Source organism: Methylobacterium sp. E-066 (genome assembly GCF_022829635.1).
Classification (GTDB): domain Bacteria; phylum Pseudomonadota; class Alphaproteobacteria; order Rhizobiales; family Beijerinckiaceae; genus Methylobacterium.
The window spans coordinates 1-25,491 of record NZ_JAKSYO010000094.1 but is presented as its reverse complement, the minus strand read 5'-3'; the positions used below and the strand labels follow the sequence as shown (position 1 = coordinate 25,491).

The window sequence follows — 25,491 nt, the reverse complement described above, 5'->3', positions numbered from 1 at the left end:
CGGAGCACGATCGGTGGATATCGTCAGGTTCGGTGCCGCCATACGTCGACTTGGCAAGGCCGAGCAGGGATGTTGGGCGACCCCGGATCAAGGTCGGCCATGCCACGCCAGCTCAAGGAGGTCGGCTTCGTCCACCTCCACGTTCATTCGTCCTATTCCCTCCTGGAAGGCGCGTTGAAGGTCGGCTCCCTGGTCAAGGCCGCGGTCGCGGACCGGCAGCCGGCGCTGGCGCTCACCGACACCAACAACCTGTTCGGCGCGCTGGAGTTTTCCGAGAAGGCGGCCGGGGAGGGCGTCCAGCCGATCGCCGGCGTGCAGCTCTCGGTGGCGTTCGAGGCCGCCGACCCGCACCAGCGCAATGCGCCGACGAGCCACGGCATCGTGCTGCTCGCCCAGGACGAGACCGGCTACGCCAACCTGCTGCGGCTGGCGAGCCGCGCCTATTTCGACACCGCGCTCGGCGAGGCCCCCCGGGTCGAGGCCGCCGCCCTGGCGGAGGCCGGGGCCGGGCTGATCGCGCTCACCGGCGGCCTGTCCGGCCCCCTCGACTCCGCGTTCCGGGCCGGGCGTCCCGAGCTGGCGCTGAGCCGCCTGAAGCAGCTCAAGTCGGCCTTCGGCGAGGACAGGCTCTATGTCGAGATCCAGCGCCACGGCTCGGCCGAGGAGGGGCGGATCGAGACGGCGCTCCTCGACCTCGCCGGCCGGCATGGGCTCGGCATCGCGGCGACCAACGAGCCGTTCTTCGCCAAGCCCGACGATTACGACGCGCACGACGCGCTGCTCGCCATCGCGGACGGGCGCCTGGTCTCGGACGAGCGCCGCCGCCGGGTCACCCCGCGCCACGCCTTCAAGACCCGGGCCGAGATGGCCGAGTTGTTCCACGACCTGCCGGACGCGCTCCAGGCCACGGTCGAGATCGCCATGCGCTGCGCCGTCCGGGCGCGGACCCGCAAGCCGATCCTGCCGAATTTCGGATCGGTGGCGGCGGGCGAGACCCCGCCCATGGCCGAGGCGCTGGCGGAGGCGGCCGACGCACCCGTGCAGGCGGTGGCGGCCGACGAGCCGACCGAGCTGCGCCGGCAGGCCGAGGCCGGGCTGGAGCTGCGGCTGAAGCAGCACGGCACCGCGCCGGGCTTCTCCGAGGACGATTACCGCAAGCGCCTCGCCTTCGAGCTCGACGTCATCGTCACGATGAAGTTCCCGGGCTACTTCCTGATCGTCTCGGACTTCATCAAGTGGGCCAAGGACCACGACATCCCGGTGGGCCCGGGCCGCGGCTCCGGTGCCGGATCGCTGGTGGCGTGGTCGCTGCTGATCACCGATCTCGACCCGCTGCGCTTCGGCTTGCTGTTCGAGCGCTTCCTCAACCCCGAGCGCGTCTCGATGCCGGATTTCGACATCGATTTCTGCGTCGAGGGCCGCGAGCGCGTGATCCGCTACGTGCAGCAGCGCTACGGCGAGCGGCAGGTCGGGCAGATCATCACCTTCGGTACGCTGCTCGCCCGCGGCGTGCTGCGCGATGTCGGCCGCGTGCTGGAGATGCCCTACGGGCAGGTCGACAAGCTGACCAAGCTCGTGCCGCAGAACCCGGCCAACCCGGTGACGCTGGCCCAGGCGATCGAGGGCGAGCCCAAGCTCCAGCAGGCCATGGAAGAGGAGCCGATCGTCGCCCGGCTCATCGACATCGCCAAGAAGCTCGAAGGCCTGCACCGCCACGCCTCGACCCACGCCGCCGGCGTGGTGATCGGCGACCGGCCCCTCGAGGAGCTGGTCCCGCTCTACCGAGACCCGAAGACCGGGATGCGGGTGACCCAGTTCAACATGAAGTGGGTCGAGCAGGCCGGTCTCGTGAAGTTCGACTTCTTGGGACTGAAAACCCTGACGATGCTGCGGTGCTGCACCGACCTGCTGAAGCAGCGCGGCATCACGATCGACCTGGCGAGCCTGCCGCTCGATAACGAAGATACTTACAAGCCGATGGGCCGGGGCGAGACGGTCGGAGTGTTCCAGGTCGAATCCGCCGGCATGCGCAAGGCGCTCTGCGAGATGCAGGCCGACCGGTTCGAGGACATCATCGCGCTGGTGGCCCTCTACCGGCCGGGCCCGATGGCCAACATCCCGGTCTATTGCGAGCGCAAGCTCGGCCGCGACGCCGGCAACGAGGCGTCCTGGTACCCGGATCCGAAGCTGGAGCCGATGCTGAAGGAGACCTTCGGCATCATCGTCTACCAGGAACAGGTGATGGAGATCGCCAAGGTCCTGGCCGGCTACTCGCTCGGCGAGGCCGACATGCTCCGGCGCGCCATGGGCAAGAAGATCCGCGCCGAGATGGACGCGCAGCGCGACCGGTTCCTCAAGGGCTGCGTCGAGCGCGGGCTGGCCAAGGCCAAGGCCAACGAGATCTTCGACCTGCTGGCCAAGTTCGCCGATTACGGCTTCAACAAGAGCCACGCGGCGGCCTACGCCCTGCTGACCTACCAAACCGGCTATCTGAAGGCGAACCACCCGGTCGAGTTCCTGGCCGCCGCCATGACGCTCGACATCGACAACACCGACAAGCTCGCCGAATTCCGCCAGGACGCGCAGCGCCTCAAGATCACGGTCGAGCCGCCCTCGATCAACACCTCCGGCGAGGTGTTCGAGGTCCGCGACGGCAAGATCTTCTACGCGCTCGCCGCCATCAAGGGCGTCGGCCGGGAGGCGGTGCGCGCGCTGGTCGAGGCCCGGGGCGACCGCCCGTTCAAGGACCTCGATTGCCTCGCCCGCCGGCTCAACCCGCGGATGATCAACAAGCGGACCCTAGAGAGCCTGGTCCAGGCCGGCGCCCTGGACTGCATCGAGCCCGACCGGGCCCGGGCCTTCGCGGCGGTCGAGCCGATGATGAAGCTCGCCGCCAGCGCCGCCGAGGCCGCCTCCACGGGCGTCACCGACATGTTCGGCGGCGTGGTCGCGGATGACGTGTCCCTGCGGATCCCGCCGCACGAGGTCTGGCCGATGGCCGACACCCTCAAGCGCGAATACACGGCGATCGGCTTCTTCGTCTCGGGGCACCCGCTCGACGAGTACGGCGACCTCCTGGACAAGCTGCGGGTGCAGAGCTGGACCGATTTCTGCCGCTCGGTCCGGGCCGGGACCAGCAGCGTCGGCCGGGTCGCCGCCTCGGTGCTCGACCGGGCGGAGCGGCGCACCAAGACCGGCAACAAGATGGGCATCGTCACCCTCTCGGACCGGACCGCCCATTTCGAGGCGATCATCTTCTCCGAAGGGCTCGGCCAGTACCGCGACATCCTCGAACCGGGCCGGCCCCTGGTGCTCCAGCTCCAGGCGAACCTGGAGGGCGAGGACGTGCGCGCCCGGATCCTGACCGCGGAACCCCTCGACCACGCGGTCGCCCGCCACCAGAAGGGCATCCGCATCCATCTGAGCGACCCGCGCGGGGTCGCGCCGGTGCAGCAGCGGCTGTCGATGCGGGGGGAGAGCGAGGTCTCGCTGATCCTCAAGCTCGACGGCGGCGGCCGCGAGGTCGAGATCCGGCTGCCGGGCAAATTCCAGGCCTCACCCCAGCTCGCCGGCCAGCTCAGGACCGTGCCGGGGGTGGTGCAGGTGGAGGTGAGCTGAGGGCGGGCCAGGAGCCTGTTCGGCCTCCTGATCCGGCCGTTTCACGATGTTTACAGCAGCGGTCGGCATCGGACCGTTCCGCTTAGCCGGCACCCGTGGTCTTTGCAGAGGCCGGTCTGAAAACAACCGCGTCATCCCGGGGCCGCGAAGCGGAGCCCGGGATCCAGAATCATTGTCGGGTCAAGGACCTGCACCGGCGGCGGCTCTGGATCCCGGGCTCGCCTGCGGCGCCCCGGGATGACAGGGTGAAGGCTGGAGCGTCCGCGAAAACCCGGGATCAAACATCTAACTCGCTGCCGAACCAGTTGCCGCCAGCACCACGGCCCGAGTCCCCACCGGCACGCGGCCGAACAGGTCGATAATGTCCTGGTTCAGGAAGCGCACGCAGCCCGAGGACACCATCGTGCCGATGGTCTGCGGTTCCGTGGTGCCGTGCAGCCGGTAGAGCGTGTCCCGGCCGTCCCGATAGAGGTAGAGCGCCCGCGGCCCGAGGGGGTTGCCGGCGCCCCCCGGCAGGCCGCCGGCGACGAGCCCATAGCGCGCGGGCTCGCGCTTGATCATCGCGGGCGTCGGCGTCCAGCGCGGCCATTCGGCCTTGCGGGCGATGCTGGCCGCGCCCTGGAAGTTGAACGCCTCCTCCCGGCCGACGCCCACGCCGTAGCGGATCGCCCGCCCGTTCTCGCGCACGAGGTAGGCGAACCGCGCGCCCGGATCGACCACGATCGTGCCGGGCGGTTCGGCCGTGGCGTAATCGACCTCCTGGCGCAGGAAGCGCGGGTCGATCCCCGTCAGGTCCACCGCCGGCACCGGGAACGGCTCGCCGGGGAGGGCGGCGTACATCGCGACAAAGGCGGGATCGATGGGCGGGCGCAGATCCGCCACCGGCGCCGTCGCGCGGGTGACGCAACCGGCGAGCAGAAGGGGCGTACCTGCGAGCAGGGTCCGGCGGGTGAGGGTCATGGGTCGGCGATCTCGCGAAAGGGTGCGGATCGAGAAGACCGCCACGCTGTCGCCCCGTCCAGCGGCTATGGGGTGATCGCGCCCATAACCGGATGGCATCCATGGACCTCGCCCTCGCCCTGCGCGCCTTCCTCCGCACCGTCGAGCGCAGCTCGTTGAGCGCGGCGGCGCGGGATCTCGGCGTCTCGCAGCCGGCGGTGAGCAAGCACCTGCGCAACCTGGAGGCCCATGTCGGCGCCCGCCTGCTGGAGCGCTCCGCCCGACTGGTGCGGCCGACGCCGCAGGGCCAGCGGCTCTATGAAGCGAGCCAGCCGGCGCTGGCCGCGATCGACGCGGCGCTCGAAGATGCCCGGACCGAGGCCGGCTCGGTGGAGGGCCGCCTGCGCCTGCACGCGCCCTCCTGCATCGGCGTGAAGCACCTGCACCCGATCGTGACGGCGTTCCAGGCCGAGCACCCGCGGGTGACGGTCGATCTGGTGCTGGAGGACCGGGTGATCGACCTCGTGCACGAGGATTACGACCTCGCGCTCCGCTACGGCCGGCCGGAGGGCCAGGACCTCGTGGTCCGCCGGCTCGGATGGGTGCGGCGCATCCTGGTCGCCGCCCCCGCCTACCTGGCGCGGGCCGGCGGGATCGAGACCCCCGAGCAGCTCGCCGCCTGCGATCTCGTGGCGACCCGGGCGGCGGTCGATGCCCGCAGCGCCCTGATTTTGCATCGGGGTCGCGAGACCGTGACCGTCCCGGTCCAGCCGGTGCTCCGGACCAACAGCGCCGAGGTTCTGGTCGCGACCCTGCTGGCGGGCCGCGTGATGGGTCCGGTGCAGCACCTGCTGGTCGCCGACGATCTGGCAGCAGGCCGGCTCGTGCGCGTCCTGCCGGATTACGAGGTGCGCTCGACGGAGGCCTATCTGGTCTACCCGTCGGTGCGCCACATGCGCCCGGCGGTCCGCGCCTTCACCGATTTCGCCGTGCCGCGGATCCGCACCGTGGAGGGGATGCAGGCGAACGTGTGACGCGAGCGCCTGTCGGGCCGACCAAGGCAGAGATCTTCGCCTCCCGATACCTGGGCGCCCGCGAGATTTTTTTCCGTTCTAAGCCGTTTCGGAACCAAAAGATTCCCCGCCAAGCCTCGGAAGAAGCACGGTCGCAGGCAGGAACATGTGTGCGCCTCACCCGTAGGACCCATGCGCACCTCGCGCAAAACGGAGCTACCCGCATGTTCATGAAGATCGACCGCCTGCTCGCGGAGCTGCCGGAGCCGAAGAAGCCCGAGCCCAACGCAGCCGCCGCCCTGCAGGAACTGCTCGGTGGCAAGTACGGCGAGATGTCGACCCTCGGGAACTACATGTTCCAGAGCTTCAATTTTCGTAACAAGACCAAGCTTCGGCCGTTCTACAGCCTCGTATCGAGCATCTTCGCAGAAGAGATCGGCCACGTCGAGCTGGTCTCGACCGGCATCGCCATGCTGAACAACGGCCCGGGCAACCCGGCCAAGGATGTCGACATCTCCAAGGCGCCCTTCGCCGAGATGCAGGACGTGCGTCTCGCCGGCAGCTTCCTGGCGAATGGCGGCGGCGCGATGCCGATGAACTCCAACGCCGCGTCCTGGAACATGGACATGGTCACGACGACCGGCAATCTGATCATCGACCTGCTGCACAACTTCCACTTGGAGTGCGGTGCGCGCATTCACAAGCTGCGGGTCTACGAGACCATGATCGAGCCGACCGGCCGCGAGGTCTGCGCCTACCTGCTGGTGCGCGGCTCGCTGCACGCCCACGCCTACGCGCTGGCCCTGAAGAAGCTGACCGGCGTCGAGATCGAGAAGATGCTGCCGACCCCGAATATCGACCTGTCGCGGGTGCCCGAGTGTCAGAAGTACCTCGACGAGGGCAAGCATCGCCGCCTCTACACCTTCAGCGAGGTCGACTATAAGGAAGCGGCCGGCGTCTGGTCGAACGACGAAGTGGCGCTGCCGGGCGATCCGCCGGGCAACCTTGAGGTGATCGACGGCGCGCCCGAGGGCGGCAAGATCCCAGAACTCGACGGCAATTACGGCGCCTTCGCGCCGGATTACGCGCCGGAAGAGATTTTCGAGATCGCCAGCAAGCTCTACAAGAAGGGGCGCTGAGCCCATCGGATCCGGCGTCGCCTCGGGCGGCGCCGAACCGCGATACGACTCTACAGCGGTGGCGCGACGAGGCAGCTTCCAAGGGCCGTCTTCAACGCTGCCGCATCACTGTCCGAGACCGAAAAGCTCGCCGTCAGGGTCTGATCCCCGGCGCGCGGGCTCGCCTGTGTCCAGGTCAGCCGCGTGCCGGCCTGGGCGAGTGCGAGGACGACACCGCGCAACGGATCCTCGCCTCGCCGCGCACCGGCCACTGTCAGGCTGAAGGTTTTTTCGGGATCGCGGGTTTCCGCGCCCTGCGCCGCCATCCGCACGGATCGGACGCCGGCGGCGTTCGAGACCAGGATGCCGGTGAGCGGCGCTGTGTTTCCGCCGCCCTGCAGGCCGGCGACATCGAAACCCTCTGCGAAGTCCGCGAAGCGCGGCACCGTCAGCACCGCCGACAGGCCGGATCCGGCCGGATCGCAGGCGAGCCGCAGGGTCGCCGGGTGCTGGCCGGCGCCGAGTGTGGCGTTGCCGGCGAGGTCCGCGGATCCGGCCACCGGTCGCGATCCGTCCGGCAGGACCGGCGTGCCCCCGGTCAGGACATCCGACAGCCGGAAACCGTGGGGCCACGGCCCGGCGACGAGCACGGCCACCGCGACCACCAGAATCGCCAGGGCCACGCCGATCCGCTGCCGCATCCTGTCCTCCGCCTGTGGGAAACCCGGGCCGGCGGCATAGCGCATCGTACCGGATCCCGGAACCGGCGCGACGCGCTAGATCTTTGGTTTTGCATCATCTTTTTCCGAAAGCCGGAAACCACCTGTTGGGTTGATGCTCCTGGCGATCCCGGCGTGGCCGCAACCTTTCGTTCACCACGCTCGACGGAAGTGCCCACAACCACAACCTGTGAGCCCGGCGGAAACTCCGTAAAAACCGATCGATCCTATGCACGCTCGCTCAACCCTGAGCGTTGCGATGCGCATCAAGATTCTCCTCGCCCTCACCCTCGTGGTCTACGTCACCACCGGGCGTGCGCCCGGTATCCGCGAGCCGCGCAACCCGGATACGGAGCAGGCGGGCGGCCGCGTGGTGATCGCCATGAAGCGCGCCTGGGCGTGAGCCTCACGCGTCCGGTGCGCAGGCCCTGAGCCGGGCGGCCACCAGCGCCTGGAGGCTCCAGAGGTGCCGGTCGCGGATGCCGAGCCGCTCGCAAGCCTCGACGGTCCGGAACAGGTACTCGGCGCTCGGGCCGGCATGCCCGCAGGCGGCGGCGATTTTTTCCGCGATCTCGGCATCCGAGAGGCGGCCGGCGTAGCGCTCGTTGGCGCGGTTGGCCAGGAAGGTCAGCGCCGAGACGGTCCCGGCTTCGGTCGCCACCGGCAGCCAGCGGGCGACATAGCCCCGGCCGCGCATCTCGCGTCGCCAGACCGGCATCAGCGCCTCGCGGATCTCCGTCCCGGGCAGCCGGAACGCGACGCCCTTGCACAGCCCGCCGCGGTCCAGAGCCAGGACGAAGCCCGGCCGCTCCGGCGTGCCGCGGAACCGGCGCTGGAGCAGGCAGAACCGGCGGTGGAAGCCGCGCACGGTCCCGATCCGGCTCTCCGCCACCGGGAATTCCGGCCGCCACATCAGCGAGCCGTAGGCGAAGACCCAGATGTCGTGCCCGTCTCGGCCCGCGGTGATCGCCTCGAGGCCGGGGCTCAGCTCCGCGTCGCTCAGCAGGTCGAGGGCGCCCGGGTCGTCCGGGACGGGGGTGGCATGGGCGCGGGCGATCAGGTCGAGGCTGAGGTCGAGACGGCGCGCTTGCAGCAAGGGCACGATGCTCAACGCGGCAGCCTCAGCGGGCGTTGCCCAGGGCGTCCAGTTCCGGGAACGGCTGGCTGCGATGGCCGGTGCAGACCTCGTCGTCGTCGATCACCTCCAGCCTATCGGCCGCGTAGCGCATCACCGCCTTGGGTCGCTCGGGCTTGCCGAAGGTCCGGCCGCTCATCCGGCTCGACACGCAGTAGAGTGTCCGGCCGCCATCCTCGATCGGCCCGGCGAGCCGGCTGCCCGCGAACCGCACCGGCAGCAGCGAGACCGAGCCGAAATCGACCTGCTTCAGGGCCAGCGCCGCGATCCGCTGCTTGAGGGCCGGGGAGGGCGCGTCCTCGGCGGCGGGCTTCGTCTTTTTGGGAGCGGCCGGCGCGCCGGTGATCGTCAGGGCCAGAACGAGGACCGGAGCAACGCGGCGCATGCGGGTGATTCCTTCCCGGCCAAGCTACCGCCACCCACCGGGCGCGCAAAGGCGGCACCGCGGCCCCGGAGCCCTTATATGGGGGATTCGAGCTGGATCGCCGGTTCCGCGATCCGCGCCCTTCCGCCGGTGATGAACCTTGATGCAATGGACCGACGACGCGCTGGTGCTGGGCCTGCGCCGGCACGGGGAGAGCGGCGTCATCCTGGAGGCAATGACCGAGGCCCACGGGCGCCATCTCGGCCTCGTGCATGGCGGGCGCTCGCGCCGGATGCAGCCGGTGCTCCAGCCGGGCAACCGGGTCCGGCTGACCTGGCGGGCGCGGCTCGACGAGGGGCTCGGCGCCTACACGGTGGAGCCGCTCGAATCGCAGCTGTCGCGGATGATCGGCTCGGGCATCGCCCTCTACGGGCTCGGCCACATGGCGGCTTTGCTGCGGCTGCTGCCCGAGCGGGATCCGCATCCGGCCCTCTACGAGGCGGCGGGCATCCTGGTCGCGCATCTCGACGACTCGGCCGTGGCGCCGCCGCTGATGGTGCGGTTCGAGCTGGAGATCCTGTCGGAACTCGGCTTCGGCCTCGATCTCACCGCCTGCGCGGCCACCGGGGGCAACGACGCGCTCGCCTACGTGTCGCCCAAGAGCGGCCGGGCGGTCAGCGCCTCCGCCGGAGAGCCTTTTCGCGATCGGCTGCTCGCCCTGCCCACCTTCCTGCACGCGGGCGGATCGCCCGGGCCGGACGGCGTTGCGCAAGGGTTTACCTTGACGGGGTACTTCCTCGACCGGCACGTCTGGGGTCCGCGCGGCCTCGCCGCGCCGGAGGAGCGCGCGCGATTCGTTGCGCTCGGTCGCGAGGCCGAGTAATGTTCGCGTTCTGTTCTTGCCACATGGACTGTCATTCCGGGGCGCCGCAGGCGAGCCCGGAATCCAGAGCCGCCATGCCAAACCGGAGGAACGCGGCGCTGTCCGTCAGATCCGGCTCCGGCGGCGCGTCTGGATTCCGGGCTCCGCTTCGCGGCCCCGGAATGACGGATCGTGATTCGGCACCGAAGTCGAAACGTTAAGGAGCCGTCATGGGCCAGCCCTTCGAGCCGCCGTCCGGCGACGGGATCGAGAGCGTCGAGCTGAAATCCGCGCTGGAGGAGCGCTACCTCGCCTATGCGCTCTCCACGATCATGCACCGGGCGCTGCCGGATGCCCGCGACGGGCTGAAGCCGGTGCACCGGCGCATCCTGTACGGGATGCGACTGCTGCGCCTCGACCCGAACACCGCGCATAAGAAATGCGCCAAGATCGTCGGCGACGTGATGGGCGATTTCCACCCGCACGGCGACCAGGCGATCTACGACGCGCTGGTGCGGCTCTCCCAGGATTTCGCGCAGCGCTATCCGCTGGTCGACGGGCAGGGCAATTTCGGCAACATCGACGGCGATGGCCCGGCCGCCTACCGCTACACCGAGGCCCGCCTCACCGAGGTCGCCCGACTGCTGCTCGACGGGATCGACGAGGACACGGTCGATTTCCGCCCGTCCTACAACGGCGAGAAGGACGAGCCGGTGGTGTTGCCGGCCGCCTTCCCGAACCTGCTCGCCAACGGCAGCCAGGGCATCGCGGTCGGCATGGCGACCTCAATCCCGCCGCACAACGCGGCCGAGCTCTGCGACGCGGCGCTCTACCTGATCAACCATCCGGGGGCGACCTCGGCCCAGCTCAACAGCTTCGTGCAGGGGCCGGATTTCCCGACCGGCGGCATCCTGGTCGATTCGGCCGAGTCCATCACGGAAGCCTACCGGACCGGCCGCGGCGCCTTCCGGGTCCGTGCCCGCTGGCACAAGGAGGATCTCGGCCGCGGCACCTGGAACATCATCGTCACCGAGATCCCCTACGGCATCCCGAAGGGCCGGCTGATCGAGAAGATGGCCGAGCTTCTCCAGGAGAAGAAGCTGCCGCTGCTCGCCGACGTGCGCGACGAGTCGGCCGAGGACGTGCGCGTGGTGCTGGAGCCGCGCGCGCGCACGGTCGATCCGGTGATCCTGATGGAATCGCTGTTCCGGCTCACGGAACTCGAAGCCCGCATCCCGCTCAACCTCAACGTCCTGGTCGGCGGCCTCGTGCCGAAAGTGATCGGTCTCACCGAATGCCTGCGGGAATGGGTCGACCACCGCCGGGTGGTGCTGCAGCGCCGCTCGCGCTACCGCCTCGGGCAGATCGACCGGCGCCTGGAAATCCTGGGCGGCCTGCTGATCGTCTATCTGGACCTCGACGAGGTGATCCGCATCATCCGCGAGGAGGACGAGCCGAAGCCGGCCCTGATGGCCCGGTTCGAGCTCACGGAGGTCCAGGCCAACGCGATCCTCGACACCCGCCTGCGCTCCCTGCGCAAGCTGGAGGAGATGGAGCTGAAGCGCGAACTCGACGCGCTCACCGCCGAAAAGGCCGAGATCGACGCCCTGCTCGCCTCCGAGCCGGCGCAGTGGAAGGCGATCCAGGCGCAGATCCGCGCCGTGAAGAAGACCTTCGGGCCGGAGACCAAGCTCGGCAAGCGCCGGACGACGCTGGCGAGCCCGCCGGATGTCGGCGGCATCGATTTCACCGCCGCCCTGGTCGAGCGCGAGCCGATCACCGTGATCGTCTCGACCAAGGGCTGGATCCGGGCGCTCAAGGGCCACGTCGCCGACCTGTCGGGGGTTGCCTTCAAGGGCGACGACGGCCTGAAGATCGCCTTCCCGAGCGAGACCACCCAAAAGATCCTGCTGCTCGCCTCGAACGGCAAGGTGTTCACCATCGAGGCGTCGAAGCTGCCGGGCGGGCGCGGCTTCGGCGATCCGGTGCGGCTGATGGTCGATCTCGACGACGGCACCGAGGTGGTGGCGGCGCTGCCCTACAGGCCCGAGACCAAGCTGCTGATCGCCGGCTCGGACGGGCGCGGCTTCGTGGCGCCCTCCGACGCGCTGGTGGCCAACACCCGCAAGGGCAAGGGCGTGCTCGGCCTGGACGGCGATGCGACCGCCGTGGTGCTCGTCCCCGCCGACGGCGATCACGTGGCGGTGGTGAACACCGAGAAGCTGCTGCTGATCTTCCCGATCTCGGAGGTGGCTGAGCTCGCCCGCGGCAAGGGCGTCCGGCTCCAGCGCTGCCGCAGCGGCGGGCTGACCGACGCACATGTCTTCCGCCTGGCCGACGGCCTGCCCTGGCAGGACGGCTCACCCGAGGGGCGGCTCGCCAACGCGTCGGTGCTGGAGAAATGGCTCGGCCATCGCGGTGAGGTCGGCCTGATGATGGCGCGCAGCTTCCCGAAATTCGAGCGGTTCGGGCGCTGATGGGGTGTTGCCCGGGCCGGACAGGAGTGCGGTCCTGGTCCGGGCGCTCACAATGTCAGTGCGCGCGCCGGCTGAGCCAGAGTGCGCCAAAGGCCAATACGGCGCCCCCAGCCGGGACCGCGAGGAATAGAAGCATCTGGGCTGTCGTCATGAGCGAAGGTCCCTGAGCGCGTTTCGTACGGTCAAATGTATGGCGCCGCTGATGATCCAGCAAACCGCCATGATGAAGATTACCGGGGCGAAGTGCGGCTGGTCTGATAGGACCGTCGAGATCAACGGCGCGAAGCCGCCCACCGCAAAGATCGCGACGCCGATCCCGTTCGCATAGGTCGCAGTAAACTTGATCCGCTCGTTCGCTACGAGCCGCTGTCGAGCGTCATCGTTTACGCCGCTCACGGTTTCAGCCCCTGGAACCCGGCGCCATTGCCGCTCTCGGGAATGGACTTGATCCCCAACGCTTCCATGATCTCTTACGTATGAACGACGATCAATCCGAAAGCGGATGAATCATCGGTTTGAACAGACAAGAGATCAGCAAGAATCACTCGCATCACCCCTCGCGCGGAAGAACCTCGTCCGCGGCCCAGAGGTGCTGGGCCGCGTAGGCCCGGAACGGCCGCCAGGCCTCGGCCCGTACGAGGAGCGCGGCCGGGCTCGGGCGGCCGGTGCCGGTCTCGAGGGCGCGCAGCAGGCCGACATCGCCCACCGGCAGGGCGTCCGGCAGCTTGAGCGCCCGCATGGCGATGTATTGCGCGGTCCAGGGCCCGATCCCGCGGATCGCCGTGAAGCGCAGCACCGCGTCCTCCACGGTCTCGGCCGGGGCGAACAGGTCCGGATCGGCCAGCGCCGCCGCGGCCAGCGCCCGGATCGCCGCGCCGCGGGAACGGGGCATGTTCAGCGCGAGCGCCACGTCGGCCTCGACCAGCTGCGCCGGCGTCGGGAAGACGTGGGTCAGGGTGCCGGTCGGCTCCGGCAGCCTTGTTCCGAACGCCGCGACCAGTTTTGCGGCGAGCCGGATCGCCGCCGAGACCGAGACCTGCTGGCCCAAAATCGCCCGGCAACCGGTCTCGAACGGATCCCAGGCGCCCGGCAGGCGCAGTCCGGGCCGAGCCGCCACCAGCCCGGCCAGGGCAGGGTCCCGCGACAGGCAGGCCGCGATCGCCACCGGATCGGCATCGCAATCGAACAGGCGGTGCAGGCGCGCGGCGATTTCAGGCCCGGCGCTCGAATCGACGCCGTGGAGCGTCGCGTGCAACGCGTCGTCGCCGAACACGACCGCGACGATGCCGGACCGGCCGCCGATGCAGACCGTGCGCGCATAAGTCCGGTCGCCGGCCTCAGCCGATTCGACCCCGGAAATCGCCCGCTTCGCCAGGAAGGCGCGCAGCGACACCCAATCGTAGGGCGGCGGGCAGGGGAGGCGGAGCGTGACCACCGATCCAATGGGCGGCCCCTGTGCAAACAAGAGGGGCGGCCCTGCGGCCGCCCCCGGTGTCGCGTCGGGTTCGATGGCCCGGCTCAGCCGCGCTGGTCCACCGGCACGTAGTCGCGCTGGGCCGGACCGACATAGAGCTGACGCGGACGGCCGATCTTCTGCATCGGGTCCTCGATCATCTCGGCCCATTGCGCGATCCAGCCGACCGTGCGCGCCACCGCGAACAGCACGGTGAACATGTCGGTGGGGAAGCCCATCGCCTTCAGGGTGATGCCCGAGTAGAAATCGATGTTCGGGTAGAGCTTCTTCTCGATGAAGTACTCGTCCTTGAGGGCGATCTGCTCCAGCTCCATGGCGACGTGGAGCAGCGGATCCTCGGTCTTGCCGAGCTCCTTGAGCACCTGGTGGGTGGTGCTCTGCATGATCCGAGCGCGCGGGTCGTAGTTCTTGTAGACCCGGTGGCCGAAGCCCATCAGGCGGAACGGGTCGTTCTTGTCCTTGGCCTTGGCGACGTACTTGCCGACGTTCTCAGGCGTGCCGATCTCCATCAGCATCTTCAGCGCCGCCTCGTTGGCGCCGCCATGGGCGGGCCCCCACAGGCAGGCGATGCCGGCCGCGATGCAGGCGAACGGGTTGGCGCCCGAGGAGCCGGCGAGCCGCACGGTCGAGGTCGAGGCGTTCTGCTCGTGGTCGGCGTGCAGGATGAAGATCTTGTCGAGCGCCTTGGCGAAGACCGGGTTGACCTCGTACTCCTCGCACGGCACCGCGTAACACATCCGCAGGAAGTTCGAGGTGTAGTCGAGGTCATTCTTCGGATACACGAACGGTTGGCCGATGGAATACTTGTAGGCCATCGCGGCCAGCGTCGGCATCTTGGCGATCATGCGGATCGACGCGATCATCCGCTGGCTCTCGTCCGTGATGTCGGTCGAGTCGTGGTAGAAGGCCGAGAGCGCACCGACCGAGGCGACCATCACGGCCATCGGGTGGGCGTCGCGGCGGAAGCCGGTGAAGAACCGGTTCATCTGGTCGTGCACCATGGTGTGGCGCGTGACCCGGTAATCGAAATCAGCCTTCTGGGCCTCGGTCGGCAGGGCGCCGAACAGCATCAGGTAACAGGTCTCGAGGAAGTCGCCCTTCTCGGCGAGCTGCTCGATCGGGTAGCCCCGATAGAGCAGCACGCCCTCGTCGCCGTCGATGTAGGTGATCTTCGATTCGCAGGAGGCCGTCGAGGTGAAGCCCGGGTCGAAGGTGAAGGCGCCGGTCTTGGCGTAGAGCTTGCCGATATCGATGACGTCCGGGCCGATCGTGCCGGATTTGACCGGCAGTTCGATCTCCTTGCCGTCCACGGTGATGGTGCTGGATGCGCTCATGGAACGTGGACCCTTCTCTGGCGACGTGGCGGATGCCGGCCTCGGGCTGCCCGAGGCGACCCCGGGGCCGGAGCACGCCGCGTTATGTTGCGGGTGCTCACGCGCCATGGGTTACCCAAACGGCAGTGCAGCAGCAACGGGGTCGGTGACATCCCGCCCCCTTCACCAAGCAAAATCCCGCCAAGCGAAATCCGGGCCGAGCCGGCAGTTCCCGTCCGTACCGTCAGCGCGACAGGATCGTCCTGGATTTCGCATCCAGGACGATCCTGCCGGTTTTCGCATGGCGCATCGTCTTCTTCCGAAAGCCGGCAACCACCTTTCGGGACGATGCTTCAGGCGATCTGATCGCCCAGCCGCGCCAGGGTTTCGGCCCGGCCGAGCACCGCCATCACGTCGAACAGGGGCGGGGAGGTGGTCCGTCCGGTGAGCGCGGCCCGCAGCGGCTGGGCCACCTGCCCGAGCTTGCAGCCCGCGGTCTCCGCATAGTGACGCACCGCACCCTCGGTCGCCGCAGCGCTCCAGTCGGGCAGGGCTTCGAGGGCCGGCAGCACGCCTGCGAGGCGCGCGCGGCCCTCGTCGGACAGGAGTGCCCGGGCCTTGTCGTCGAGCGTCAAAGGGCGCTGCGCGGTGAGGTAATAGGCGCTGTCGAGGAGCTCGATCAGCGTCTTGGCCCGCTCCTTTAGACCCGGCATCGCCTGGGTCAGCTTGTCCTTCAGCTCGGGCTGGAGCGGCGCCGAGAGGCCACGCTCGGGGCCGACGCTCGGCAGGATCGTCTCGATCGCGGCGACCAGGTCCGCATCGGCGCTGCCGCGGATGTAGAGGCCGTTGAGGTTGGCGAGCTTGGCGAAGTCGAACCGCGCCGCCGAGCGCCCCACCGAGCCGAGGTCGAAGGCCGCGATCATCTCCTCGGTGGAGAACACCTCCTGGTCGCCGTGGCTCCAGCCCAGTCGCACCAGGTAGTTGCGCAGGGCCGCCGGCAGGTAGCCGAGATCGCGATAGGCCTCGACCCCGAGGGCGCCGTGGCGCTTCGAGAGCTTCGCCCCATCGGCGCCGTGGATCAGCGGGATATGGGCCATCCTGGGGATGTCCCAGCCGAGCGCGGAAAAGATCTGGCTCTGGCGGGCGGCGTTGGTGAGGTGGTCGTCGCCCCGGATGATCTGGGTGACGCCCATGTCATGGTCGTCCACCACGACGGCGAGCATGTAGGTCGGCGTGCCGTCCGAGCGCAGCAGCACGAGGTCGTCGAGATCGCGGTTGGCCCAGGTCACGCGGCCCTGCACGGCATCCTCGACCACGGTCTCGCCCTCAAGGGGCGCGCGCAGCCGGATCACCGGCTTGACCCCGGCGGGCGCCTCGGACGGGTCGCGGTCGCGCCAGCGCCCATCGTAGCGCGGGGCGCGGCCCTCGGCCCGGGCGGTCTCGCGCATCTGCGTGAGCTCCTCCGCGGAGGCGTAGCAGTAATAGGCGCGGCCGGCGGCCAGCAGTTCCTCGGCGACGGCGCGGTGGCGCTCGGCCCGGGCGAACTGGAAGACCACGTCGCCGTCCCAGTCGAGGCCGAGCCAGGACAAGCCGTCGAGGATCGCGTCGATCGCGCCCTTGGTCGAGCGCTCCCGGTCGGTATCCTCGATGCGCAGCAGCATCTTGCCGCCGGTATGGCGGGCGTAGAGCCAATTGAACAGCGCCGTCCGGGCACCGCCGATATGGAGGTAGCCGGTGGGCGAGGGGGCGAAGCGCGTGACGACGGCTGAGGACATCGGGCCGATATGTTCGGGGGCGGAGGGCGAAGGGGCGCGGTGCAGGGCATGCGGGCGGCGCCCGTCGCACGGAGTGGCGCCCGTAGCACGAAGCGCTCGCTGTAGCACGGGCCGGCGGGTGCGTTAAGAATCCCGCGCCGGGTCTGAGTCGTCCGGTATGGGGCGAGGGCGGATGCGGCGGATCGGCGCGAGGCTGGCGGGCGGCGCGGTGGCGCTGGCCGGCCCACGCGCCGCCTTGCTCCCGGTGTTGGGCGATTGGTTTGCCGAAGGCCTCGCCCGGGAGGTGGAGCAGCGCCGCCTGTTCCCCTGGCTGGCAGTGGCGTTCGGCGCTGGGATCTTGGTGTTCTTCGCGGGCGCCGATGGGACGCCGTGGCTCGCCGCGCCGCTCGCCGGGGCGGCGTTAGCGCTCGCGCCGGTGCCGTTCCTGGGGGCGCGGCCAGCGGCCCTGGCCGTCGTCCTGGCGCTGGCGGCCGGGTTCCTGGGCTTCGCGGCGGCGACCTGGCGGGTCACGCAGGTGGCGGCCCCGATCCTGGCCCGCACCACGATCGGGCCGCTCACCGGGATGATCGAGGCGCTGGACGAGCGCGAGGTCGGCGCACGTCTGGTGATCCGGGTGGAGAACTTTGCCGGGCTCGACCCCACGGTGAGGCCGCTGCGGGTGCGGGTCTCGTTCCGGAAGGCGCCGCCCCTCAGGCCCGGGGACTTCATCGCCGCCACGGCGCGACTGCTTCCGCCCCCCGAGGCGGCGCGGCCGGGCGGCTACGACTTCGCCCGGGACGCCTACTTCCAGGGCATCGGCGCGGTGGGCTCGCTGCTCGGCGCGATCACGGTCCGGGAGCCCCCCACTCCGCCGCCCCTGCGCCTCCGGCTCGCGGCCTTGCTGGACGAGGCCCGCAACGCGCTGACCCGCCGGATCGCGCAGGCCGAAGGCAGCCAGGCCGGGGCGGTGGCGGCGGCCCTGGTCACCGGCAAGCGCGGGCTGATCGGGCCGGCCGCCAACGACGCGCTCCGGGCCGCAGGCATCTATCACGTCGTGTCCATCTCCGGCCTCCACATGGTGCTCGCCGCCGGCGTGGTGTTCTGGCTGGTCCGGGCATTGCTCGCCCTGGTCCCGTTCTGCGCCCTGTGGTGGCCGATCAAGAAGATCGCGGCCGGGTTCGCGATGTTGGGCGTGACCGCCTATTGCGCCTTCTCGGGCTGGGACATCGCCGCCGAGCGCTCGCTGATCATGACCCTGATCATGCTGGGCGCGATCCTGGTCGACCGGCCGGCCCTGTCGATGCGCAACCTCGCGCTCGCCGCCCTGATCGCCCTGGCCCGGGAGCCGGAGGGGCTGCTCGGGCCGAGCTTCCAGATGTCGTTCGGGGCGGTGGCCGGGCTGATCGCCTGCGCGCGCCTGATCGACGGGCGCCTGTTCCGGCGGCCGGGGGCAGGGCGGATCGAGCGGCTCATCGGCACCGGGCTCTCGGCCGTGATCGGCACCCTGGCGACGACGCTCGTGGCGCAGATCGCCACCGCGCCGTTCGCCACCTACCACTTCCAGACGGTCCAGCCGTTCGGGCTGATCGGCAACGCCCTCACCCTGCCGCTCGTCTCGCTGGTGGTGATGCCCGCGGCGGTGATCGGGATCCTGGCCTATCCCTTCGCCCTCGACCGGCCGGTCTGGTGGCTGATGGGGCAGGCGGTGGGCGGCATGCTGGCGATCTCCGAATGGATCGCCGGCTTCGATCGCGCCACCCTGGTTCTGCCGGCCTTCGGCACCGGCGCGCTGGGGCTGCTGGCGGCCGGGCTGCTCCTGGCGACGCTCCCGGTCTCGCGGCTGCGCTGGCTCGCCCTATCGCCGGCCCTGCTCGGGCTCGGCCTCGCCGCGATGCCGGAGCGCTTCGATCTCTACGTCGACCGGCAAGGCGGCGGCGCGGCGATCCGCGGGCCGGACGGCCTCCTGTCGACGCTGGGCAGCCCCTCGGCCTTCGTGCTGGAGCAATGGCTGAAGGCGGATGGCGACGGGCGATCGGCCAGGGCGGTGATCGGCGACGGCTCGAAGGGTGGCCGCTGCGACAGGCTCGGCTGCACCGCGCGCCTGCCGGATGGCCGCGCCGTCGCTCTGGTCCGCGACCGGCGCGCCTTCGCGGAGGATTGCGCCCGGGCGGCTTTGCTGATCACGCGGCTCGCCGCGCCGCCAAGTTGCACGGGGCCGCTGGTCATCGACCGGCGCGTCCTCGCAGCCCGCGGCGCCGTCGCCGTCCGGGCCGAGCGCGACGGCTTCACGCTACGCGACACCCGCGGCGACGGACGCTCGGTGCCATGGCGGCCGTCACTCACGGCCAAGCCATCGACGGCGCAGCGCCCGGAGGCGCCGGCAGATCCCGGCGACGCGATCCCTGCTGAGCCCGACGCGACTGGCGCCGATGCGGCGCCCGGCGATGCCCCGGCCGCGCCGCTTCAGTAGCGGCGGACGAGGCTGACGAGGCGGCCCTGGATCTGAACTCGGTCGGGACCCAGCACGCGGGTCTCGTAGGCCGGGTTGGCCGCCTCCAGGGCGATCGAGGAGCCGCGACGGCGCAGGCGCTTCAGCGTGGCCTCCTCGTCGTCGATCAGCGCCACGATGATGTCGCCGGTATTGGCCGTATCCTGCTTGCGGATCACCACGAGGTCGCCGTCGAGGATGCCGGCATCGACCATCGAATCGCCACGCACTTCGAGGGCGTAATGCTCGCCGCCGGCCAGGAAGTCCGGCGACATGGTGATGGCGTGGCTCTGGTTCTGGATCGCCGAAACCGGCGTACCGGCCGCGATCCGACCCATCACGGGGATCGAGATGGCGCGCCCGCCATCGTCGATCATCCGGGTGGTCGCGGGCTGGGCCGGCGGCAGCTTGGACTTGCCGCCCTCAACCACGCTCGGCGTGAAGCGACGGGGCTCGGCGGGCGGCGGAGCCGGCTGAGCCGGCTGAGACAGGCTCTCGGGGATGCGGATCACCTCGATGGCCCGCGCCCGGTTCGGCAGGCGCCGGAGGAAGCCGCGCTCCTCCAGGGCCGTGATCAGCCGGTGGATGCCCGACTTGGACTTGAGATCGAGGGCGTCCTTCATCTCGTCGAACGAGGGAGGGACACCGCATTCCTGCATGCGGCTCTGGATGAAACGCAGGAGATCCAGCTGCTTGCGCGTGAGCATCGACGGGGACTCGCGGCTTGGTGGGCCGCATCGACGCGGCCTCGGAAACAAATCACGAACACGTTAAACGTTCCGCAAGTGTTCTGCAAGCCTGATCCGGCCAAGCTTGATGGGCGAAGCGCCCTGATCACGCAAGCCTGCGCAGTCTGCCGGTCGGCCTCACGGTGACCTGAATCGCATCGGATGATCCGGACGCTATGACGGTTCGTGCCGGATGGCGAGGTCCCGACCTCGACCCGGACAGAATAGGCCTCGACCGCCTCGGATGGTCGAGGGCCCCATCAAGACATGGGTCACATGGACGTTTCAACATCCGATACGGTCGAACCGGGCAGCCGCGTGAAGCGCCTGAGGATGGCGACCGCGGCGGCCCATGATCAGCTCGACCGGCGCGTCATGGCGGGAGAGCCCTTCGCGAGCCTCGAGCGGTACGCGCTGTTCCTCCAGGTCCAGTACCGGTTCCATACACGCGTCGATCCGCTCTATCGCGACGGCGCGCTCGGACCCGTCCTGCCCGATCTCGACGGGAGGCGCCGTCTTGCCCTGATCGCGCAGGATTTGCGCGACGTGACCGGCCGGATCCCCGACGCGCCCGCGGAGCGTGGGGAAGCGATCGATCCCGTGGCCGGGCTCGGCTGGCTCTACGTCGCGGAGGGCTCGAATCTCGGCGCGGCCATCCTGCTCAAGGAGGCCCGGAAGCTCGGCCTCTCGGAAGGCCACGGCGCCCGCCACCTCGCCGGGCATCCGGACGGACGCGGGCTGCACTGGCGGCAATTCACCACCGCGCTCGACCGGATCGCGCTCGCGGACGACGGGGAGGCGCGCGCCGCCGCCGGGGCGACGGAGGCGTTCCGGTACGTGCACCGGCTCGTCGGGGACGCGTTCGGGGGCTGAGCGCCGTTCGGGGCGACAAACGCATTGACTGGTCAAGCGGGGCCGTTTCAATGCGCCACGGGGCTGGAACTGGGCTTGGGATGACGAGGATGCGACGGCGCGCGGCTCTGCTGCCCATCGGCTTGGTGAGTGTCGGCCTGGCTCTGGCCGGCTGCACCACCGGGTTCTCGTACATCTCGCGCAACTACGTCGCGCTCACCCCGCAGGTGGTCACCATCGGCTGCAAGGAGCCCTACGAGGTCTACGACAACCGGCAGCTGCGCCGGATGCTGGTCGTCTCCGATGCTCTGCGCGAGTATGCCGGCTGCAATCTCAGCGAGGTGCGGATCGATCCCGATCCGGCGGCGAGCCGGGTGAAGCGGTTCCGTACCGCCGCCCGGGCCTATCTCGACGAGACCGTGCGGGAGGATTGCCGGATCACCGGCGAGACCGTGTTCGATCCGCTGAAGAGCGAGTTCGCCTATGCCTGCGACGCGCCGATCGAGAAGCGGGGCACGGTGGTGCCGCGCCTGCCCGGCCGCCAACCGGGCCTGAACCAGCAGTAACCTTTTCAGGGTCCGAGGGCCGGTCAGGTCCCGGGCTTCGGGAAGGTGCGCTCGGCGGCATCCCCGGCCGCCGCCAGCAGGGCGCGGGCGAAGGCGCGCGCCTCCGAGCGGTCCAGCACGATCGCCGCCGTGACCGGGCTGCCGCCGAGGTCGGCGAGGGCAAGTTCCAGCCGCACCCCGTCCGGGATGGCGCTCGCCTGGAGGCTCCAGCCGCCTCCGCGATCCGTGCTCTTGGCCATCACAACCCCTTCCCGCGTGCCGGACCTGAGAAAACGCCGCAGGCTCCCGCCGGAACGGCCCGCGCCCGCGACTGTTCCCGCGCCGGTCCGAAAGCCGCCTCCCTGCCCGGCGGACAGATATTCCTCAAGACCCGGGCCCGGATCGCTTCGGGATGGGCGGGGCCGGCCCATCCCGAAGCGATTGACGCCGGGCCCCCGATGATGTCTCCCCCGGGCGATCTGACACGGGGAGTCGCGACACATGCAAGAGATCTGGTTCCGCACGGGCGAGGCCACCGTGCTGGCGGCCGAGGGGCAGTACACCGATGCGATGCCCGAGGTGCTGATCGGCTCGGTGCGCGGCCCGGTGGGTCAGGCCTTCGCCTCGATGATGGGGCAGGTCCAGGGCCATACCCGGATGTTCGTGGTGCGCGACCTCAACCAGTTGGTGCGCCCGGCCACGATGATGACCACCAAGGCGACGATCCACACGGCCGAGTATGTCGAGTTGCTCGGCGGCGTCGTCCAGGCCGCCACCGGCGACGCGATCGTGGATTGCATCATCGAGGGCGTTCTGCCGAAGGACGGTCTCGACGAGCTGTGCATGATCATCATGATCTGGCTCGACCCGCGCTGCGCCGAGGACGACAACCTCGATCGCAAGGACCTGTACCGCACCAATTACGAGGCCACGAAGCTCGCCATCGCCCGCGCCCTCAAGGGCGAGCCGACCGTGGACGAGCTGATCGCCAACCGGAAGACCGTGAAGCACTACGCGCTCGAGGACGTGATCGAGTATTGATCAGCCCCGAGCCCGCGCCAGTGTGGTGCGGGCGTAGACATCGCCCAGTGGACAATCGAGTCCGGCCGAGGCGATGAAGAGCCGGTCGTCAGGATTGGTCATCCGGCGGCGGACCCAGCCGGATCCGGTCCGTTCCGACAGGGTGATGTCGAAGGCCCGCTGCTCGACGAGCAGCACGGCTTCGCACATCGGCAGGGCTTCGTAGCCCGCGAGCTTGATCGCGATCTTCTGGCTCTTCATGCCGGCGGGCCGGCGTCGGTCGCTCGGAGATAGGATCTCGACCGCGAGAAAGCAGGCCGACACCACGTTGCGGCCCGGCTCGACCTCGTCGGCGTCGATGATCGCGACATCTGGGACGTAGACATGTCCTTCGAGCGCCGGCCTCAGATCAATGGCCGGGTTCTGCACGGAGATGCGGCCGAGTCGCAAGCGCTCGATCCCGTCGGTCAGCAGGCGATCCAGGTTGCCGGCGATGATCTGGTGATCGATGTTCGGCTGGGCCTGCATGAGGAAGCGCCCCGCGACGAGTTCCCACCGCTCCTCGTCGGGTCGCGCGGCGATGAAATCCTGGAAGCTCTGATGGAGATCGAGCGGGGCGAGTTCCGCTGCCGAGGCCGTCATGACGGACTCCGTCCGGGTAATGAGACCAAGATCGGACCGGCCGCCGCCCCGGTCAAGCGACGCTCAATGCGGCGGGATGCGCCCCACCGAGCAGAGGGTGCGCATCGTGCTGCTGCCGGGATCGGTGTAGCAGGAGGCCGACCAGCCGTTCTGCTGGATGAACGACTTGCGGCGCTCCGAGAGGGCGGTCCGGTAGGCGTCGGCGATGATCGGCTCGACCCGGGCGGCCGGCTCGCCGAGCAAGAGCTCGGAGGCGGCGGCGAGATCGCGGAAGAACGCCGCCGAGGGGGCGGGCTCCGCGGAGGTGGCCTGCACGATCGGCTCGGCCCGGCAGGTCACGTCGAACCGGATCGGGCCGGCCAGGCGGATGTCGATGCTCGGCCCGGCGCGCTTGCCGACCTTGCCGCCGATCGCCCCGGCGATCTGGCGGGCGAGGTCGTCGCAGGGTTCCGCCCGGACGGCAGCCGGGAGGAGGAGCAGGCCCAGGAGGGCGGCAAGGAACGGGCGCGAAACGGGCAAGCTCGGCCTGGCCGGCACTCTACGCATGGCGCCCGGCCTGTTCTAGAGCCGCATCTGGGCGAAGCTCTTGAGCAGCGCCGGGGCGAGGCGCATCCCCGGCGGCACCAGCTCGTCCGGGGGCGGCCGGCGGACGCAATCCTCGAGATAGGCCAGGGATTCCTCCAGCACCGCCCCGGTGAACGGCTTTGCGATCACCGCGGTAGCGCCCTCCAGGTCGTCCGAGAGGGCGCGGGCGTTGGCGGTCATGAACGCCGCCGTGATGCCGCCGATATCGCGCACCGCATGGGCCACGTCCACGCCCGAGGAATCGTCGCCCAGGCGCAGGTCGATCAGCACCAGCTCCGGCCGGGTTTCGTGGACCAGGGCGATCGCCTCGGCCGCCGTCATGGCGGTGCCCACGACACGATAGCCGGCCTCCTCCAGCATCATTTCGATCTGCATCAGGATCAGGGCCTCGTCCTCGACGACGAGGATGCGCATCGGCTCGCTCATGAGGAGGCCTCCGGGCCGGTAGCCATCTCGCGGGGCAGGCGGACGTTGACGATCGTGCCCGGGTCATTCGCCTGCCAGGCGATGCTGGCATTGAGCTGGCGGCAGAGGGTGCCGATCAGCCGCTTGCCGAACGAGCGCTGCTCCATGACCTGCACGGGCATGCCGACGCCGTCATCGGCGATGCGAATGGTGAAGGAGCGGTCGTCCGGGGCCACCGTCACGGAGAGGCGGCCGGCTCGGTTGTCCGGGAAGGCGTGCTTGAGCGCGTTGGTGATCAGCTCGTTCATCATCAGGGCCACCGGCGGGGCCTTGGCGACCGGGATCTCCACGGTCTCGAGGTCGAGATGCAGGCGGATCCGGTCGAGGCCAGAGCCGCGGACCAAGTCGGTGGCGAGGTCGCGGGCGAACTCGGCGACATCGAAGCGCTCGACGTTGTTGGACTGGTAGAGCCGGCGGTGGACCGTGCCGAGGGCCTCCACGCGGGTCAGCATCGCCTCCATGGCGCTGCGCGCCGCCGGGTCGGTGATCGCCTTGGTCTGCATGGCGAGCAGGGCCGCGATCATCTGGAGGTTGTTCTTGACCCGGTGATCGACCTCGTGGACCAGCATGGTCTGCGTCGCCAGGGCCTCGGTCAGGTCCCGGGTCCGCCGGGCGACCTCGGCCTCGAAATGGTCCTTCTCGTGCTGGACCCGCAGATGCGCGTCCACCCGGTCGGTGACGTCGAGCTGCGAGGCGAAGAAGAACAGCACCTCGCCGGCCTCGTTGGCGACCGGGCTGAGATAGAGCGCATTCCAGAAGGCCACCCCATCCTTGCGGTAGTTCAGCAGATCGATGGCGATGTCCCGCCGCGCCGCCACGGCCTCTCGGATCAGCGCCACGGCGCCGCGATCGGTTTGCTCGCCTTGGAGGAAGCGGCAATTGTGGCCGAGCACATCCGCGCGCTCGTAGCCGGTCATCCGCAGGAACGAATCGTTGGCGAAGACGATCGGGTTGTCGGGCAGGCGCGGGTTGGTGACGATCATCGCCATCCGCGTGGCGCGGACAGCGGCGGCGAACGGGTCGCCCTTGCCGTGTTCGGTGTCGAGCCGGTCCGTCAGGTGCCAGGCGTCGGGCTGTTCCATCGAACCTGCTCTTCCATGCCCGGCGTTGGTCACCTCCGGCAATCGGCTCAAGCCTGCGGGCGCGCAGACCGGGACCTAAACGGCCGATTCCTGCGAAGGGTTCAGGGGCGGTGCATTTTGGGGCCTGAATCCGCCGGACAGGATGCCGCACCCGGACACGCGTCATCGTCCCCACCCGCCTCAAGGCGCCGGGGGCATGGCCCAAGAAGACCCAGCACGAGGGACGCGGGACGCCGCGGGGACCCAGGTGTCGGCCAAGTACGCGCGGGATCCGATCCCCGCGGCGACCCGCGGCACC

Annotated in this window: 24 protein-coding genes; 11 read left to right on the top strand and 13 right to left on the bottom strand. The window is 69.8% G+C overall.

What is annotated here, in order from left to right; all coding sequences use genetic code 11:
- Window positions 1-99: 99 nt before the first annotated feature.
- On the top strand, window positions 100-3,618 hold the full coding sequence (dnaE, locus tag MKL20_RS12375) for a DNA polymerase III subunit alpha (protein ID WP_244036908.1): 3,519 nt from the start codon (window positions 100-102) through the stop codon (window positions 3,616-3,618).
- Window positions 3,619-3,903: 285 nt separating this feature from the next.
- On the opposite strand, the gene MKL20_RS12370 is transcribed toward dnaE, so the two are convergent.
- The gene (locus MKL20_RS12370; protein WP_244036907.1) at window positions 3,904-4,578 is read right to left on the bottom strand and encodes a L,D-transpeptidase; all 675 of its coding nucleotides are present in this window, start codon (window positions 4,576-4,578) and stop codon (window positions 3,904-3,906) included.
- Between the two features lie 101 nt (window positions 4,579-4,679).
- Here MKL20_RS12370 and MKL20_RS12365 point away from each other — a divergent pair, with 101 nt between their 5' ends.
- Window positions 4,680-5,591 carry a LysR family transcriptional regulator gene (locus MKL20_RS12365; RefSeq protein WP_244036906.1) on the top strand — a complete coding sequence of 304 codons (912 nt, stop codon included), beginning with the start codon at window positions 4,680-4,682 and terminating at the stop codon, window positions 5,589-5,591.
- Between the two features lie 203 nt (window positions 5,592-5,794).
- Window positions 5,795-6,709: a manganese catalase family protein gene (locus tag MKL20_RS12360; protein WP_244036905.1), complete on the top strand. Its 915-nt coding sequence runs from the start codon at window positions 5,795-5,797 to the stop codon at window positions 6,707-6,709.
- Window positions 6,710-6,759: 50 nt separating this feature from the next.
- Here the strand turns inward: MKL20_RS12360 and MKL20_RS12355 are convergent, their stop codons facing one another.
- On the bottom strand, window positions 6,760-7,389 hold the full coding sequence (locus MKL20_RS12355; protein ID WP_244036904.1) for a hypothetical protein: 630 nt from the start codon (window positions 7,387-7,389) through the stop codon (window positions 6,760-6,762).
- 277 nt (window positions 7,390-7,666) lie between these two features.
- On the opposite strand from MKL20_RS12355, the gene MKL20_RS12350 reads away from it, so the two are divergent.
- Window positions 7,667-7,810, top strand: coding sequence for a hypothetical protein (locus MKL20_RS12350; RefSeq protein ID WP_007560701.1), 144 nt, complete (start codon window positions 7,667-7,669; stop codon window positions 7,808-7,810).
- A 3-nt stretch (window positions 7,811-7,813) separates the two neighbouring features.
- On the opposite strand, the gene MKL20_RS12345 is transcribed toward MKL20_RS12350, so the two are convergent.
- Both MKL20_RS12345 and MKL20_RS12340 read right to left on the bottom strand, forming a co-directional pair.
- Window positions 7,814-8,500, bottom strand: coding sequence for a gamma-glutamylcyclotransferase (locus MKL20_RS12345; protein WP_244036959.1), 687 nt, complete (start codon window positions 8,498-8,500; stop codon window positions 7,814-7,816).
- A 28-nt stretch (window positions 8,501-8,528) separates the two neighbouring features.
- A complete protein-coding gene (locus MKL20_RS12340) occupies window positions 8,529-8,927 on the bottom strand; it encodes a hypothetical protein (RefSeq protein WP_244036903.1) in 399 nt (132 codons plus the stop codon).
- 142 nt (window positions 8,928-9,069) lie between these two features.
- On the opposite strand from MKL20_RS12340, the gene recO reads away from it, so the two are divergent.
- The 3 genes from recO (at window position 9,070) to MKL20_RS12325 (ending at window position 12,573) form a co-directional block, all read left to right on the top strand.
- Window positions 9,070-9,789: a DNA repair protein RecO gene (gene recO / locus MKL20_RS12335; protein ID WP_244036958.1), complete on the top strand. Its 720-nt coding sequence runs from the start codon at window positions 9,070-9,072 to the stop codon at window positions 9,787-9,789.
- Between the two features lie 209 nt (window positions 9,790-9,998).
- Window positions 9,999-12,245, top strand: a complete 2,247-nt coding sequence (gene parC / locus MKL20_RS12330; protein ID WP_244036902.1) for a DNA topoisomerase IV subunit A — start codon at window positions 9,999-10,001, stop codon at window positions 12,243-12,245.
- Between the two features lie 190 nt (window positions 12,246-12,435).
- Window positions 12,436-12,573 carry a hypothetical protein gene (locus MKL20_RS12325; RefSeq protein ID WP_244036901.1) on the top strand — a complete coding sequence of 46 codons (138 nt, stop codon included), beginning with the start codon at window positions 12,436-12,438 and terminating at the stop codon, window positions 12,571-12,573.
- Window positions 12,574-12,795: 222 nt separating this feature from the next.
- On the opposite strand, the gene MKL20_RS12320 is transcribed toward MKL20_RS12325, so the two are convergent.
- The 3 genes from MKL20_RS12320 to gltX all read right to left on the bottom strand — a co-directional run bounded on the left by MKL20_RS12320 (window position 12,796) and on the right by gltX (window position 16,807).
- On the bottom strand, window positions 12,796-13,680 hold the full coding sequence (locus MKL20_RS12320) for a DNA-3-methyladenine glycosylase family protein (protein WP_244036900.1): 885 nt from the start codon (window positions 13,678-13,680) through the stop codon (window positions 12,796-12,798).
- Between the two features lie 83 nt (window positions 13,681-13,763).
- A complete protein-coding gene (gltA, locus tag MKL20_RS12315) occupies window positions 13,764-15,053 on the bottom strand; it encodes a citrate synthase (RefSeq protein ID WP_092038418.1) in 1,290 nt (429 codons plus the stop codon).
- Window positions 15,054-15,385: 332 nt separating this feature from the next.
- Window positions 15,386-16,807 (bottom strand): glutamate--tRNA ligase, encoded by a 1,422-nt coding sequence (gene gltX, locus MKL20_RS12310; RefSeq protein WP_244036899.1) that lies wholly within the window; start codon window positions 16,805-16,807, stop codon window positions 15,386-15,388.
- 172 nt (window positions 16,808-16,979) lie between these two features.
- Between gltX and MKL20_RS12305 the strand changes: the two genes are divergently transcribed.
- Window positions 16,980-19,256, top strand: coding sequence for a ComEC/Rec2 family competence protein (locus tag MKL20_RS12305; RefSeq protein WP_244036898.1), 2,277 nt, complete (start codon window positions 16,980-16,982; stop codon window positions 19,254-19,256).
- Here MKL20_RS12305 and lexA read toward each other — a convergent pair.
- Entirely contained in the window at window positions 19,250-19,981 is a 732-nt protein-coding gene (lexA, locus tag MKL20_RS12300) for a transcriptional repressor LexA (protein WP_244036897.1), read from the bottom strand. The two genes, MKL20_RS12305 and lexA, sit on opposite strands and share 7 nt — an antisense overlap.
- Window positions 19,982-20,278: 297 nt before the next feature.
- Here lexA and MKL20_RS12295 point away from each other — a divergent pair, with 297 nt between their 5' ends.
- Both MKL20_RS12295 and MKL20_RS12290 read left to right on the top strand, forming a co-directional pair.
- A complete protein-coding gene (locus MKL20_RS12295) occupies window positions 20,279-20,875 on the top strand; it encodes a biliverdin-producing heme oxygenase (RefSeq protein ID WP_244036896.1) in 597 nt (198 codons plus the stop codon).
- 89 nt (window positions 20,876-20,964) lie between these two features.
- Window positions 20,965-21,420, top strand: a complete 456-nt coding sequence (locus tag MKL20_RS12290) for a hypothetical protein (RefSeq protein ID WP_244036895.1) — start codon at window positions 20,965-20,967, stop codon at window positions 21,418-21,420.
- A 23-nt stretch (window positions 21,421-21,443) separates the two neighbouring features.
- Here MKL20_RS12290 and MKL20_RS12285 read toward each other — a convergent pair whose 3' ends face one another.
- A complete protein-coding gene (locus MKL20_RS12285) occupies window positions 21,444-21,659 on the bottom strand; it encodes a hypothetical protein (protein WP_243960689.1) in 216 nt (71 codons plus the stop codon).
- Window positions 21,660-21,900: 241 nt separating this feature from the next.
- Here MKL20_RS12285 and fae point away from each other — a divergent pair, with 241 nt between their 5' ends.
- Window positions 21,901-22,440: a formaldehyde-activating enzyme gene (gene fae, locus MKL20_RS12280; RefSeq protein WP_007560667.1), complete on the top strand. Its 540-nt coding sequence runs from the start codon at window positions 21,901-21,903 to the stop codon at window positions 22,438-22,440.
- Here the strand turns inward: fae and MKL20_RS12275 are convergent, their stop codons facing one another.
- From MKL20_RS12275 to MKL20_RS12260, 4 genes are all read right to left on the bottom strand, one after another.
- Window positions 22,441-23,061: a Uma2 family endonuclease gene (locus tag MKL20_RS12275; protein ID WP_244036894.1), complete on the bottom strand. Its 621-nt coding sequence runs from the start codon at window positions 23,059-23,061 to the stop codon at window positions 22,441-22,443.
- 63 nt (window positions 23,062-23,124) lie between these two features.
- Entirely contained in the window at window positions 23,125-23,607 is a 483-nt protein-coding gene (locus MKL20_RS12270) for a hypothetical protein (RefSeq protein WP_244036893.1), read from the bottom strand.
- Between the two features lie 15 nt (window positions 23,608-23,622).
- Window positions 23,623-24,072 carry a response regulator gene (locus MKL20_RS12265; protein ID WP_244036892.1) on the bottom strand — a complete coding sequence of 150 codons (450 nt, stop codon included), beginning with the start codon at window positions 24,070-24,072 and terminating at the stop codon, window positions 23,623-23,625.
- A complete protein-coding gene (locus MKL20_RS12260; RefSeq protein WP_244036891.1) occupies window positions 24,069-25,193 on the bottom strand; it encodes a histidine kinase dimerization/phosphoacceptor domain -containing protein in 1,125 nt (374 codons plus the stop codon). Before MKL20_RS12260 ends, MKL20_RS12265 begins: the two co-directional genes overlap by 4 nt.
- Between the last annotated feature and the right edge of the window lie 298 nt (window positions 25,194-25,491).